The following is a 12,545-nucleotide window of genomic DNA, read 5'->3' on the forward strand; positions in this document are numbered from 1 at the left end:
ATCCTTTCGTTATTTATGCGTCCAATTAGACGTTAATAGTTAAGAAAATACGTTCCATACTGTCGACCTCGACGTAGCTAACCGCCAAGAATACGCAGTCGCCTACGGATTCACGTTGCGGATCGAGCGTAACTTCCGGCGCCATAAGAACGTTGTTAGTTTCAAGCGTTTCGAGATACGCCTTAATCGCCGCAATTAGCGTGACTTGTCCAGCCGGATTATTGTCGATTTTGCCGATATAGCGGTCTTTCGCCGTCGCAGGAATGTCCGTCGCAACCGCTTGTCTTGCGCGTGTAATACGAATCTTGCCGCGCTTAGTCGCGTCGCTGTCCGTCGTAATGCCTTGCTCGACTTTAACGTTGCGTCCGTCATGTACGAGGACTAGCGAGCCTGACGTTAACGCTTCGTTGATTTCGCTATTGCGTAGACGCTTCGTAACGTCAGCAACAGGTAGCGCCGCGTATGTGATCGATTTATTAATCGGTGTGCCTGCGATAAGTCCCGCAATAACTGCCGCGTATTCCGCCGACGCTAATTCCGTACCGTCACCGAGTACGACGCCCGTAATCAAGTTGACTGCGTACTCGTCCGCTAAACGGATTGAGCGCGCGTTACCTGCCGTCGGGTCTCGGTCTTCCGCCGCCGTGCCGCCGTAGACAATCGTAAAATGCTTGCCTTCTTTGCGATTGCGCTGTACCCACGCCAAAGATGCGTCTTGTTCTGCCGCGTCAACTTCGCCCGGATAGACGAATACGTTGAACGGACGCGCTTCGAATGCGTCGCGCAATGCTGCGTAGTCTACGTCCGGCGAGCCTGCCGGTACTGCGTAAATAAGTACTTCCGCCGCGCCTCCGCTTAGTGCGCGCGTGATAGGTGCCGCGTTTGCTGCGCCGACCTGTTCCTGCGCTTCTTTCTCGTTTGCTACTACGTAAAACTTGCCGGCTTCTAGTACGCCGCCTGTATAGTTAAAAATCGGCATACCGACTACTCCGCGAGGTCCGCCCGCAATTTGTGCGAGTGCTTGCTCGACGAAGTTAAGGTATAACCCCGGTCTAATCGGTAATGAAATCGGGTCCCATTGTCCGCCATTAGCCATTAATTACACGCTCCATTTCCTTCTTTTATTTCGTATTGCTTTTCCGGATATTCCTGCGCAGGTTGATCCGCGCTGTTGTCCGAACTACTGCCCGGAGGTCTCGGCTTTACATCGATCGTGATTCCGCCCATCTTCGGCACAGCTTCGAACTTCCGCGCCTCTCGCGCCGTTGCCTGCAACATGCCGATAATGCCGTAGACTTCCGCACCTTCCGCCTTAAACGGTTGCGACAACGAAAAAGAACCGAGCGTCAAATAGCCCGATTCTGTCGCATTGCCAACGTTGATTTTATGTGCGCTTCGCATACGCCGCTGTATTGCGCTCGCTTTTGCAAGGCAGGCGCGCTCCGACGTATCGAAGTAGACAAATTGATAGTCGCGATCAAGTCGGAAGTGATAGCCGGTTTCGCTCGCCGCTGTATCGCCCATAAAACGAATGGCTAATTCGCCCGCTACGTATTCCGCCGGTAAATGCGCGAGGTTAATATACGCAAAGCCGATGTCCGCGACAAAGTTGCGTAACGCCATTATTTCGTCCGTGATTTCCGCCAACCGCTACCACCCCGCTTTCTTTAGCTCGTCCATAACGTCTTCTTCGAGCCACTTCTGATATTCTTCCTTGCGCGCGTCCAGCGACTTGTCGAGGAATTTCTTCTCCGTGCCGGGCGTGCGCAATTGTCGTCCGCCTGCGTCTTGTTCGTGAATATAGTACGCGTAGTTGAACCGCTTGCCGCCCGTATCTTGAAATGCGTTCGCCTTGATTTCGACGTAACCGTTCGCGCCGGGCTTTGCTACTTCGCCGTGTATCTGTTTGCGCAAGTTACCGCTGTCTAATGGCGCAATGTCTCGCGCACCCCGCACCCAATCGTCTTTGATTTCGTCCATTGCGTTAGTTGCGCCACGTCCGACGGCTTCCGGCGCCTTTTCGATTGCGCGCAGGAACTTCGACATATCTAACGAAAATTCAAGCGACACAAAGACGCCTCCTTTGCGTATTTCATAAGTACACCACCGTCATCGTCGGCTTTCCGTTGAGCATCCGTATCGGTTCGATTTTTACCGGCTTCCGCTTGACCGTCACGCCTAATTCGTTCGTATATTCGATTTCGTCGTCATATCGGATATTCGGTAATTTATCGAACATAATCTGTACTCCGCTTACAACTTCCGCGCCTGCGACGTTCTTGACGATTTCCGTGATTTCGTCCGCGCGACATTTGTACGCAATAGGAGGTAACTTTTTCGTTTCGCCCCACGGGTCGCGTTCAGCCGGCTTATGGACGAGTGCGCGTTGTTTTAACGGTATTAGTGCCATACGTCATAACACCGTCCATTTCACTTGCCGACCGCTAGGCGCGCCGATTAAGTCCGCTACTTCCGCCGGTATGAGCGCGTCGATGTCTTTCTTCGCCCAATCCTTGAATGTGAACGACATACCGCGCACACTGAACGACGCGACGCCTTGCTGTTGCAACTTATTCGTATCGTTAAACGCCGCGGCAAGTACTGGCGCGAAAAGGTAGACGGCTTCATTCGGTATCGTGTATCCGCTGTATTTTCGTGTCAGTGTCCGCTGTGCGACGTTTAGGATCGCTGTCTTGCGCTCGTCGTCCGCGTCGGTAAAGTCCTCGTTGTCGAGCGTGTTAAGCCGTATATATTCGGATGCTTCCGTTAAATTCCAGTCCATTCGTAGACACCTCCGCTATTATTTTTTAGCGGGCGCCTTCGCTTTCGTGGACGGCTTGGCTTCCGCTTTGGCTTGCGTCTTTGGTTCGGTTTTAACCGGCACGTCTACGCGCTCAACGTCCGCGAGCGTTTCGAGTACCGTAATTTCCGCCTTGTCTTCGGTTACGTAAATTCCGCCTTTAAAACGGCAAAGCGAGCCGTCGACATAAAAGCCTAGCTCGCTATAACGCGTTTTAAATTTCGCCATATTACTTCGCTCCTTTGATCCGTGCGTGCGCGCTCTCTTGGAAGAATTCAACCGTATATTCGCCGACGATCATTCCTTGCAAGTAGTCGCCTTTCTTGCCGAGGTATTCGTGCGCAAACTCGCGTCCTTGCAACGGCTTGATTTTCACTCGGTTTTTGTCTACGATAAATAGCTCGTCCGCGCGAAGGTTATCGTTGATAGATACCGGGAACTCGCCGAAGTCAGTTGTCAAGTAGTTAACGACAGTTCCGCGTTTTTCTTCGCCTTGATTCAAGCGAACGATTGACTTATCGAACGCAGATACTTTACGTTTTAACGTCGGTGATACGATAATTTCGTAGTTACCGCCGGACTTGAAGCCGCCTTTAGTATAGATCGCTTGTACTGCGTCAGAAATCTTGTCCGCAGTCAAATCGCCACCAGCGTCAAATACGTTAGATTGGATTAGGCTACGGATACCGCCCATTTGACGTACGTTACCGTTTTCGTATTTGATTCCGTTGATAGCCGCTTTTTCGAGTTGCAACGCAAGCTCGACTTGTTTCTTCTGCTTTTCGTACTCGTAAAGATCGTCGATTGAATAGTTGTTGACCGCTTGAGCAGTACCGGAAATTTCGATAGTCTCGTCGAAGATTTGCGTAATGTTAGATTTTCTTACGCGTGGCTTGTAACGTCCTTCGCGCGCGTCCGATCCTTCTGCGCCTTCTACGAATTGAACTTCAACAGTTGCGCCAGCGTCGATAGCTGCCGGTGTAGTTCCTGCATATCCGCGTACTACCGTCAAGTCAGTTCCGTTAACGCCCGTAACTTTCATAAGCTCGTCATTCACTTTAACTACGTGTCCTACGCGGAATGGCTCGCCGTCAGCAACCTTTACTGTAGTGGCGTCTGCTAGTGCCGCCTCTGTAGCCGTAGATTCGTCCGCAAACATTTCGTCCTCGAACCAGTTATGCTCAACTTGCGTTACTGGCGTTGAAAAGCCGAGCATAGCAAGTAATGGCGTTTGGTGTGGATTAAGAAGTAATAGTTCATCCGCTACTGATTCACGTTTTCCAATAAGTTGACCCGATAAAATTTTAGACATTTAAAAATCCCCTTTTCGTTTGTTTGTCGTTTTTTTGCGTTTTTTAAGCCGCCGCTTATAGTCCTAATTCGCGCTTTAATTGCGCTACTGCCGCGCGATCCTCTAGCCGACCGCTCTTACGTGCCTTCTCCGTCGCTTCTTCGAGCAGTTGTTCCTTCGTCTTTTCGTCCGCCGCGCCTTTACCGCCGTTCGTCGGTTCGCCGATTTCTGTCGGTTGTTTCTTCGCGATTAGGAACGGATTATCTTCGACGAGCTTCGTAACGATTTCGTCTACCCCGCTAACTTTGCCGTCCTCGCCGATCTGTGCCGCAGTCAAGTCCGCTAATTTTAGTGCCGCGTCCGTATAGGTGACGCCTGCCGCCTTTGCCTGCGCAATAAATGCGTTATGGATTGCCGCTTGCTTCGTTTGCTCGCGCATTTCTTCGAGTTGTTTTGCGAGTGTCTGCTCCGCTTCTTCCTTCGCTTTCAAGTCGGCTTGCAAGCGTTCGATTTCCGACATTTGTGCGCGTTCTGCTTCCGCTTTCTGCGCTTCAAATTCCGCGAGTTTCTGCTTTAGCTCATCGTAATCGGCGTACTTTCCTTTGACGCGCCCTTTTTCGCGCACGATAATCGCGTCAAATTCTTCTTGCGTCATGGTAACGACTTTCGGCTTGTCCGCTCCGTTGTCGCCATTATCCGCGCCGTCTTGCACGTCTTTATCGTCTGCGCCTTCTTCCGCAAAGAACTGTAAGTCTAGCGTTAGTGGTAGTTTATATTCGTTATGATTCGTCATTTCGTCCTCCTATCCGCTTATAGCCCGTCGGCTGTTTTATCCGTAGCAGTTTTACGACGTGTACGTTCGGTCAATTTTTGCGCATAATAAAAACGCCCCTAAGAGCGTTAGATTCCGTTTACTTCTCGTATATCCGCAGGTAAGCGATCCGGCCTGCGTACCGGCGTTATTAAATGTCGGCAGTTTGGGTGGAATATTTCATTACGTGGTAGGTCGCCGATATATGGGAATCCGCCGGGCGCGTCCGGTGTGTACGCAACTATACGTCCTTCCCAATTCCGACAAGCGTCCGTCGCGCCATGCCGACTGATTACGCCGTATTGCACGTCCCTGTCGAGCGCTTCGTTTATTGACGCTTCTTTGTGCGCCTGCATCGTTTTTGTGCGAACGAGCATCTCTACGTACGGTTTAAGCCGCCAGCGCGCGCCATTTGCCGAAACTATTGCAGTATCCGCCGCACTTCCGAGTTGCTTACGTAGTTCCTTCGTAAGCGCCTGCTGTAGCGATTGTGTGCCGTTAATGCCCGCAGAAGTCTTCGCGCGCAATACGTCGGCTGTCGCCTGCCTTACGGCTGAACGCGTTTTCCTGCTAACGTTCTGCGTTACCGCGAGTAAGTCCGCTTGTGTGTCGGTAATGATCGCCTCGACTAGCGGTTTATTCAGCGAACTAAAGCGAGCAATCTTTAGCGCTTCTTCGAATGTATCCGCAAGTCCTAGCGAATAAATCGTACTGGCGACGCCTTCCCGCGCGGACTGCGTAATTGTTTGTCGCGCCCAATCGCTGCCATAGCGGTTCAAGTCGCGCAGTATCGCCTTAATGTTTTCCTCGACCGCTACGATTTGCGCACGCTCGAAGTCCGTTAGGAATAGCGTATTAAGCTCCGCTTGTATGTTGCGTAGTGCCTTTTCATATTCGCGTGTGAGCCGCTGTACATCGTAGGAGTAGTCCGGGTGTGGTGCCTCACGCATCGTCATCGCCTACTGCCGGCTCCGCGTTGAATATCGAAGCGTCTACGAAACTATTAACACGCTCGTCGTCCTCGCCAATGCGTCGCAGGATTTCGTTCGCCTTTCCGTCATCCATACCGTCAAGCCGCTTAATCGCGGTCTGCTGATCGAGCGTAGGTTTTCCGCCAGTTCGCAACGACGCAATTTCTGCTTCTTCCTTCTCGTTCTTTGGAATACCGTCTTGCCATTCGATGACCGGATATTCGAGCTGGCCGCGATAGTCGCCTTGTTCCTTGTCGAATAAATAGCACGTATAAAGTGCGTCACGTATTGCGCGGTCGTAGTGGTTTCTTATGCGCTTGACCTTCGATAGAATCGGCATAAAGCGCGCCTTAATTGCGCCACTATCAGTATGTGACGTGCCTGTTCCGCCCTTGTTATCGCCGGCCATGACCGTTCCGAATAACCATTGCGGCGTTTCCGAGATAACGAACACCGACGCAATAAGCAAGTCGAGTTCCTTAAATGCCGCGTCAAGTTGCGCGTTCCACGTCATATAGCCCGGCGTTACGTCGTCTTGCGTCACCGGTATATACTTGCCGCCGAATTGGACGGTATTGGACGTATTGCCTTCGAGGTCCGGTCCGTACGCCGTCGGGTCTGCGTGCTTCCATAAGATAAAGTCGATTTGCACGAGTCGGTCGTTAATCGCCGCAAACGTGGATTCTAGCTTCTCCATTCCGCCGCTGCCTTCCCACGCGTCGTCTACCGACTTGTACGGAATATGAAAGACCGGCATGTGCGGCAAGCCTGTCGGTACAACGTTGTTTTCGCGTCCAGTTGCGACTTCCTCCGTGATCCTAAACGTCTGAATGTGCGCGCCGTACGTTGTGATGACTTCGGTTGGAACGAGTTTATAACGCTTGTAAATGATGTAGCCCGGTATGTGGCGCTCGACATTCAGATACGGTACGTCTTCCTTCCGCATGGCTACCCATTCGACACGCGCAATATTGATCGCTTTGAAGCGTTTAACATTGCCGCGTGATGTTTCCGGAAATACGCAACATGCGTCAACATGTTCGATAATCGGCTCCATATTCTTACCGCTAATAAATTCGTCGTAGGCTTCGGGACTAAGTATGTTTTTAACTTCGGAATAGTCCTGCCGGTAGCCGTAGCGCACTTTTAGCCATGCGTCGCCGCGATAGCCGTTAGCCGTCGCGCTTTCGTGTATGAGCTGATTCAAGTCGTTTTCTTCTACGTAGCTATTGAGCGCCTTTTGTTCGGGGCTGGCGTCGTCCTTGCCCGATTCGTAGTTCGGCGCGTCGCCTACGAGCAAGTCCGCAGGCTTTGTCGCAAGAATGTCCGCGAGGTTGACCGCAATATATAACTTGCGTAACTGCGGCTCATGCGGCGAGTCCTTTAAAACTTCCGTAGCGCGCTCATATACTTCGAGCTGCTTGCCTTCGAATAGCTTCCGCATTCGTTCGTACTTGGCGAGCCGTTCAATGTCGGCTTGCGGTGGGTACTGCCCGCCTACCGTAAATAGCGTCATTCGCCGTCACCGTCCAATAATTCGTCAAGCTCCGCAAGTTCCTTCGCCAAGTCGTCGGTACTGCGTCCCTCGCCCGCGTTCTCTTGTTGCGTAATTTGACGGTCGGTTAGTAACCCGTGCCTGCGCATAAATAAATCGATTGCCTTTACGGACGGCTGCGACGCCATAATCAGTTTCATAAGCTGCGCGTAGACCTGATCGCGCTTGTCCGCTAAAAAATCGTCAGCGATTTCGTTCTTGTATTCGATAAAATTGCGATTCTTTGTCCGCCACTCCCATAGCGCTTGCGTAGTTACCCCGATTTCCTTCGATATATCTTCGTAGGTTCTACGCTCGCCTGTCTCACGCAATTCATTCTCGACGAGCAGATACGCCGCTTTGCGTTGTCGTGCGTCTAGTTTCGCTTCTAATTCCCGCATTCTACGTGACATTTGCGTCCTCTCCTTTCCTATAAATACGACGGCTTCGTTGTTATGACCGCACGTGGTCGCTTGATTACCGCGAGCGCCATTTGCAAAGCGTCCGGCCCGTCGTCATGCCAGCGCGAACCGTACCGCTCAAAATGTTCGATTAACGTCGCATGTTCTCCACGACAAAAAACGATGTTTCCGTTTTCTATGTCCGGTAACATCGCTTCAATCCGTAATTCTTTTCGTTGTCGTTGTTGTATCTTCTTAACGCGACTATGCGCAGGGAATCCGATATATTCTAACTCCGCCTTTAACGTATCAACGAAGAACTCTTGGGCCATTTGTGCCTCCGCGCCGAGCATGTCCGGTTGATACTTTTTAACGCGTTCTACTATTTCCTTTAGGAATACGTCGGGATGCGCGCGCTCAATATACGCATCTACTACGTAATTCTTGCCGGTCGCCTTGTGGCGCGCGACGGTTATTAACGCCGAGTAGTCGCCGCGTTGCTTACCCATCGCGAAGTCCATTCCCATACCAATATAGTAGTCGCGATGTGAAAACGTCTTGCCCGGCTCGTAATAGTAAAAACGCTCCGGCACGAATATTTGCGATTCCTCGTCAATCGGATTATTCATAAATTCCGTATTAAACGACTTAGTGCCGAGGTTGACCTTTTCGAGCATGAGCGCAGGCAGCGGGAAACGCCCCGGCCATAGGACTTCCGCGCCCTTGTCCATTTCCGCTTTATTTGCGTAATAGAATGCCATCGCCGCTTTTGCGTTGGGCGTTTCGGTTGTAGCCGTATCGTCGTCGAGCATTGCGTCAAGCTCGTCGTCCGTCGGTTCGTATTCTTTATATATGCGCTCGAACTCCGCCCAAAGGTCGGCTCGTTCCGGCGGCTTGATTATCGCAGGGAACTCGTTCTTTACGAAGTCACGCCGTTCGCGCAATACGTAGTTTAAAAGACTGTCGAAATGCACTAACGTCCCCATAAAAATGAACGCAGTATTTTCAGGATCGCCCGCCGGCATTAAGTCTGCGTTTAGCCAGTCTTTCGCCTTCTGCCGCAATTCGGGCGTATTGTTCGAATCGAGCGATTCCAAGTCGTCCAGTATAATTAAGTCGGGCCGCTGATTACCATTACGGAATCCGCGAATCTGCGTACCGAGCGACGTAGCTTCCATCTTGATGCCCGTCGTCGTCAAGAACGCTTCTTCGGAATCCTTTTCGTTGCGCGTCTTCTGTTCGTGTAGCAAAATACCGAAGTCCTCGCGCAACTTAACGTTATACTTTAGCTGTCCCGCAACCCACTTGATAAACTTCTTCGAGCCGGCGTTCGTTTCCGAGATAATCAGTATCATCTTCCGTTTACGGTACGCTATTTCGCGCACTGGAAAGGCGTTTGATAAGTACGCGGACTTTGCGTGACCCCGCGACGCAGCCCATGCGATACGTGCCGTTCGATTTCGGTTAGATACCGAGTCCAAGATGCGCGATAACTTAGCGTGAAAGTCGGGCGCGTCCGCAATGTCTACAGCAGTAGTCGGCACTAGGTTGTCGGGATTTCCGGGATTCCTTGCTTCCGAGAAATATTCGTAGAAAAAGTACAGCATGTCGTCCTCTGCGCGGTGTACGCGTTTTAGCTTTTCTAGCTCCGCCTTGTCGCGCTTGAATAATTCGATATGATAGTCCGTAGCTTTGCCGGCCTTGATCGCTGCCGCCAGTTTGCGCAATCGTTCGCTCATTACGTCGATGCGTTCTTGGCGCGCTTCCCTACCGAGCCATTCTTCGTTAATGTACGCTATTGTGAGCGCCCTCCTTTCAGTTGTGTTTGCGCTTGTTCTACGCCTTTTTAACGTCTTGTGGCGTGTTTATACCTGTCTTGCGTTAGAAACGATTGTAGGTGCTTCTAGGACGGTTAAAACGCTATGTCTACGTCCTGACGCCATGAGTTACGAAAATTGTACGGAATTTTTTACGGGTCGAGTTCGAAAAATTGTGCGCTAGGTTTGCGCAACAGTTATGCGGTATATAGGGCACCCGCTTGGGGGCGTTGAGTATTCGGAATATTCACGTCAGGCTGCACAACTTCGCTTAATTGCGTTAATTGTTTGTTCAATTGACGCATTTATAAAGATACACGTACAGCTTCCTCGAATCTACGTTATGTAAACTAACACAACGTCCTAAGTAGCGTCATATCAACGTTTATCTACTTACGTAACTAAACGCAATATACACCGTTTATACATACGCCCACTAACCGCATACCAACGCCTTTTACCGTTTTATGGCAACGTTTATTTCCCGCAAAGTAACTACGTGTATACACCCGTTTATACATGACGGAATAGTCCGTATAGTGTCCGTTGTGTGCGCAATAGGTGCAATTCGTAGTGACCCCGTGAGTTCGCGAAGGTCGCCCGCTTCCGAGGCCTTTCCCCGACGTTTAGCCTCCGCAATATAAAGCGTTATAAAGGGCATTTGCGCAAATAAACAGAGTTTCTTCTTATATAATACCGGTACCTCGACCGTTCTTTATGCGCCCTAGTTAACGCATCCATCCGCTATTCCACCGCTACATATTTCGTCGTAATTAACTCCGTCATTGCGGCGACTTCACTCCGTATTTCTACCGCCTTAATATCGTCCATGAAAACACCGTGCGCAAACGTCTGGTCCGTACTGCCGTTACCGTCATAACTGACGAATACCAACGCAGGTACTTCGTCAAATACTAGTGCAAACTTATCGCCCTGCTTGACGAACTCTACGTTCTGCTTTCCGCTGTAATCGAATAACCTCGCCATATGTCCGTTACACCTCCGTTATATGTCCGTAGTAATGCCGTAGATAGTCCGCGGCTTGCGCGTTGACATAAAAGATTAAAACATTAAGACCGTTGTCGTCGGGCAAGCCCTCCGACTATCTATGTTCTATTACTGTTGCGCCGTCTTTTAAAAGATCACGCAACCAATAATTAAACACACGCCGCGACGGCTTTAGCCGGAGCTATGTTTTGACCTTCGCTCTTAATCACTTATCTATTATTGCGCCAAACGGTCTTACCCGTAGTTTGTCTGACTAAGATATCCCAAACGCACCCAAAACGCCCACAAACCGCGCCGCTACGCCGTTTACGCCACTTTTCGAAAGGGACGTCAAGGGATGGTAATTCGCGATTATAGGGACGTCAAGGGATGGTATTTTTCTCAATGCGTTCTCAATTAGGAATTTCCGTCAACTAAATAGCGCCTCCAACGCGCGCAGCCCCTCGCCATCGCCCGCATATATTACGCGAGGATTAACGACGATCCGGTATTTGCGCCGGTCATGCGGATTCTCAAAGAAGCCGAATACGGGCTTGCCGTTCACCTTGACGCGATTAAGCGCCGTCTTCAACTTCTGCGCGCTACCATAGCCGAGCAATAACGCAAGCTTGTCGAGCGACATCGGCCGTACTAGCGCTTCCTGCGATTCATCTGCGTTATATGCGACGATATTCGTCTGAAAGTTGACGAACGGCATGATTTCGTACACTAGCGCCAACTGGCCGAGGCTTCTGCCGCTGTAGGCTGCGTAAAGCTCGCGTACAGTCTTGCGGAACATGCGCGTATATTGCACGTCATCCAGCGCGTATTGATACGTCTTAATGCCGCCGCGATAGAACACGGAAGGGTTGACGTGTATTGCGCCGTCTGCCGTTTCCTGCACGATGTCCTCCGCCAGTAAGCGCGCATAGAACTCGTTGAACCGTTTGCGCGACATGTCTACGAGCGCGTGCAAGCCGTCCTTGTCGATAGGCACGCCGTTGTCGTAGCGCAACTGACCGCTCTCCCACGCAATATACGAGCCGACGTACATAAGGCGCGCTAAGTCCGGCTTGAGCAACGACGGGAAGCGTTCCTCGATCATACGCGACTGACGGAAGAAAGCGAACACGAAGCCACCGTTATCCGTTTGATGCGTGCTTAAGCCGTCGATTGCGTCAAGTTTGCGTGCTTGTGGCGCTGTTAGCCGCGGCACGATGTCGAAACGGTCGCTAACGTCGTTACCCGCTTTATCCGTTATAGTGCCGTCAGTCACCGTCAGATTGCCGACTGTAGCGAGTAAGCCGCGTTTAACCTTCGTGTTCAGGTCGCGCCATTGTATAGCGTTAGTCAGCGTTGGACACCGCCTTCGACACACAATTCACCGGGCAATTCCGCAATAACTTCGTCTGTCTTATGCGAGCGTATTCTCGCGGTAAACTTACGTGGCTCCTCCGACAACTTTGCGCCCACCACTTCATCGACGGTAACTTTCGCTGGCCCTATTACGAGCAGTGATTCGCTTCTATCCGTAAATATAACGGTCATTTCATCGCCTTTTTGGAGCGTAATACCGCTCTCTTTCAGCGGCACTAAGCCGAGTTCATAGCGCGCGGCTTGAATACATTCCGTAATCTCGCGGTGACAGTTGTAAGTCGTATCCTCCAACGTTATTAATCGATCTAAATACGCAAGTAATCCGTTAATTCTTTCGTTCATCGTCCGTCATCCTCTTTCGTCATTTTGTCGTTTACAGTCCGCCGACTTGACGCAAACTAAAAAGACGCCCCGAAGGACGCCTATTGAACGCTGTTTAGTTACTGCGTAAGCTTACCGGCACAGCGAGCGAAGCCTTTGTTAGCGACTAGCTATAAGCACATCGCAAGATCAGTCCACGCACCCGATAAGAGTATAGTCGGAAAGCCATGCGCTA

At 51.0% G+C, this 12,545-nt stretch carries 15 protein-coding genes; all 15 read right to left on the reverse strand.

The features are described 5' to 3' along the window. Positions 1-25: 25 nt before the first annotated feature. The gene (locus ACR65H_RS12155; RefSeq protein ID WP_440500551.1) at positions 26-1,096 is read right to left on the reverse strand and encodes a phage tail sheath subtilisin-like domain-containing protein; all 1,071 of its coding nucleotides are present in this window, start codon (positions 1,094-1,096) and stop codon (positions 26-28) included. Next, positions 1,096-1,647, reverse strand: coding sequence for a hypothetical protein (locus tag ACR65H_RS12160; RefSeq protein ID WP_440500552.1), 552 nt, complete (start codon positions 1,645-1,647; stop codon positions 1,096-1,098). The genes ACR65H_RS12155 and ACR65H_RS12160 overlap by 1 nt, the downstream gene beginning before the upstream one ends. Before the next feature lie 3 nt (positions 1,648-1,650). Continuing rightward, entirely contained in the window at positions 1,651-2,070 is a 420-nt protein-coding gene (locus ACR65H_RS12165) for a hypothetical protein (protein ID WP_440500554.1), read from the reverse strand. A 22-nt stretch (positions 2,071-2,092) separates the two neighbouring features. Next, on the reverse strand, positions 2,093-2,410 hold the full coding sequence (locus ACR65H_RS12170; RefSeq protein WP_440500555.1) for a hypothetical protein: 318 nt from the start codon (positions 2,408-2,410) through the stop codon (positions 2,093-2,095). A gap of 3 nt (positions 2,411-2,413) precedes the next feature. Beyond that, positions 2,414-2,782 carry a hypothetical protein gene (locus tag ACR65H_RS12175; RefSeq protein WP_440500557.1) on the reverse strand — a complete coding sequence of 123 codons (369 nt, stop codon included), beginning with the start codon at positions 2,780-2,782 and terminating at the stop codon, positions 2,414-2,416. 18 nt (positions 2,783-2,800) lie between these two features. Beyond that, entirely contained in the window at positions 2,801-3,028 is a 228-nt protein-coding gene (locus ACR65H_RS12180) for a hypothetical protein (protein WP_440500559.1), read from the reverse strand. A 1-nt stretch (position 3,029) separates the two neighbouring features. Then, positions 3,030-4,112 (reverse strand): SU10 major capsid protein, encoded by a 1,083-nt coding sequence (locus ACR65H_RS12185; RefSeq protein ID WP_440500560.1) that lies wholly within the window; start codon positions 4,110-4,112, stop codon positions 3,030-3,032. Between the two features lie 55 nt (positions 4,113-4,167). Next, the gene (locus ACR65H_RS12190) at positions 4,168-4,884 is read right to left on the reverse strand and encodes a phage scaffolding protein (RefSeq protein ID WP_440500561.1); all 717 of its coding nucleotides are present in this window, start codon (positions 4,882-4,884) and stop codon (positions 4,168-4,170) included. A gap of 107 nt (positions 4,885-4,991) precedes the next feature. Beyond that, positions 4,992-5,852 (reverse strand): phage minor capsid protein, encoded by an 861-nt coding sequence (locus tag ACR65H_RS12195; protein WP_440500562.1) that lies wholly within the window; start codon positions 5,850-5,852, stop codon positions 4,992-4,994. Further along, entirely contained in the window at positions 5,845-7,389 is a 1,545-nt protein-coding gene (locus ACR65H_RS12200; protein WP_440500564.1) for a phage portal protein, read from the reverse strand. The genes ACR65H_RS12195 and ACR65H_RS12200 overlap by 8 nt, the downstream gene beginning before the upstream one ends. Next, positions 7,386-7,820, reverse strand: coding sequence for a phBC6A51 family helix-turn-helix protein (locus tag ACR65H_RS12205; protein ID WP_440500565.1), 435 nt, complete (start codon positions 7,818-7,820; stop codon positions 7,386-7,388). The genes ACR65H_RS12200 and ACR65H_RS12205 overlap by 4 nt, the downstream gene beginning before the upstream one ends. A gap of 17 nt (positions 7,821-7,837) precedes the next feature. Further along, positions 7,838-9,415, reverse strand: coding sequence for a phage terminase large subunit (gene terL, locus ACR65H_RS12210; RefSeq protein ID WP_440500566.1), 1,578 nt, complete (start codon positions 9,413-9,415; stop codon positions 7,838-7,840). A 954-nt stretch (positions 9,416-10,369) separates the two neighbouring features. Beyond that, on the reverse strand, positions 10,370-10,612 hold the full coding sequence (locus ACR65H_RS12215; RefSeq protein ID WP_440500568.1) for a hypothetical protein: 243 nt from the start codon (positions 10,610-10,612) through the stop codon (positions 10,370-10,372). 430 nt (positions 10,613-11,042) lie between these two features. Beyond that, entirely contained in the window at positions 11,043-11,888 is an 846-nt protein-coding gene (locus tag ACR65H_RS12220) for a hypothetical protein (protein WP_440500569.1), read from the reverse strand. A gap of 74 nt (positions 11,889-11,962) precedes the next feature. Then, positions 11,963-12,331: a hypothetical protein gene (locus tag ACR65H_RS12225; RefSeq protein ID WP_440500570.1), complete on the reverse strand. Its 369-nt coding sequence runs from the start codon at positions 12,329-12,331 to the stop codon at positions 11,963-11,965. Positions 12,332-12,545 lie beyond the last annotated feature (214 nt).

This window comes from Sporosarcina sp. SAFN-015, from assembly GCF_059415085.1.

What these genes read in the sequence shown, in the direction of transcription:
- ACR65H_RS12155 (WP_440500551.1), bottom strand. Translation starts at nt 1,096, where the DNA reads ATGGCTAATGGCGGACAATGGGACCCGATTTCATTACCGATTAGACCG.
- terL (WP_440500566.1), bottom strand. Translation starts at nt 9,415, where the DNA reads ATGCTGTACTTTTTCTACGAATATTTCTCGGAAGCAAGGAATCCCGGA.
- ACR65H_RS12215 (WP_440500568.1), bottom strand. Translation starts at nt 10,612, where the DNA reads ATGGCGAGGTTATTCGATTACAGCGGAAAGCAGAACGTAGAGTTCGTC.
- ACR65H_RS12185 (WP_440500560.1), bottom strand. Translation starts at nt 4,112, where the DNA reads ATGTCTAAAATTTTATCGGGTCAACTTATTGGAAAACGTGAATCAGTA.
- ACR65H_RS12225 (WP_440500570.1), bottom strand. Translation starts at nt 12,331, where the DNA reads ATGAACGAAAGAATTAACGGATTACTTGCGTATTTAGATCGATTAATA.
- ACR65H_RS12175 (WP_440500557.1), bottom strand. Translation starts at nt 2,782, where the DNA reads ATGGACTGGAATTTAACGGAAGCATCCGAATATATACGGCTTAACACG.
- ACR65H_RS12195 (WP_440500562.1), bottom strand. Translation starts at nt 5,852, where the DNA reads ATGCGTGAGGCACCACACCCGGACTACTCCTACGATGTACAGCGGCTC.
- ACR65H_RS12180 (WP_440500559.1), bottom strand. Translation starts at nt 3,028, where the DNA reads ATGGCGAAATTTAAAACGCGTTATAGCGAGCTAGGCTTTTATGTCGAC.
- ACR65H_RS12205 (WP_440500565.1), bottom strand. Translation starts at nt 7,820, where the DNA reads ATGTCACGTAGAATGCGGGAATTAGAAGCGAAACTAGACGCACGACAA.
- ACR65H_RS12170 (WP_440500555.1), bottom strand. Translation starts at nt 2,410, where the DNA reads ATGGCACTAATACCGTTAAAACAACGCGCACTCGTCCATAAGCCGGCT.
- ACR65H_RS12200 (WP_440500564.1), bottom strand. Translation starts at nt 7,389, where the DNA reads ATGACGCTATTTACGGTAGGCGGGCAGTACCCACCGCAAGCCGACATT.
- ACR65H_RS12190 (WP_440500561.1), bottom strand. Translation starts at nt 4,884, where the DNA reads ATGACGAATCATAACGAATATAAACTACCACTAACGCTAGACTTACAG.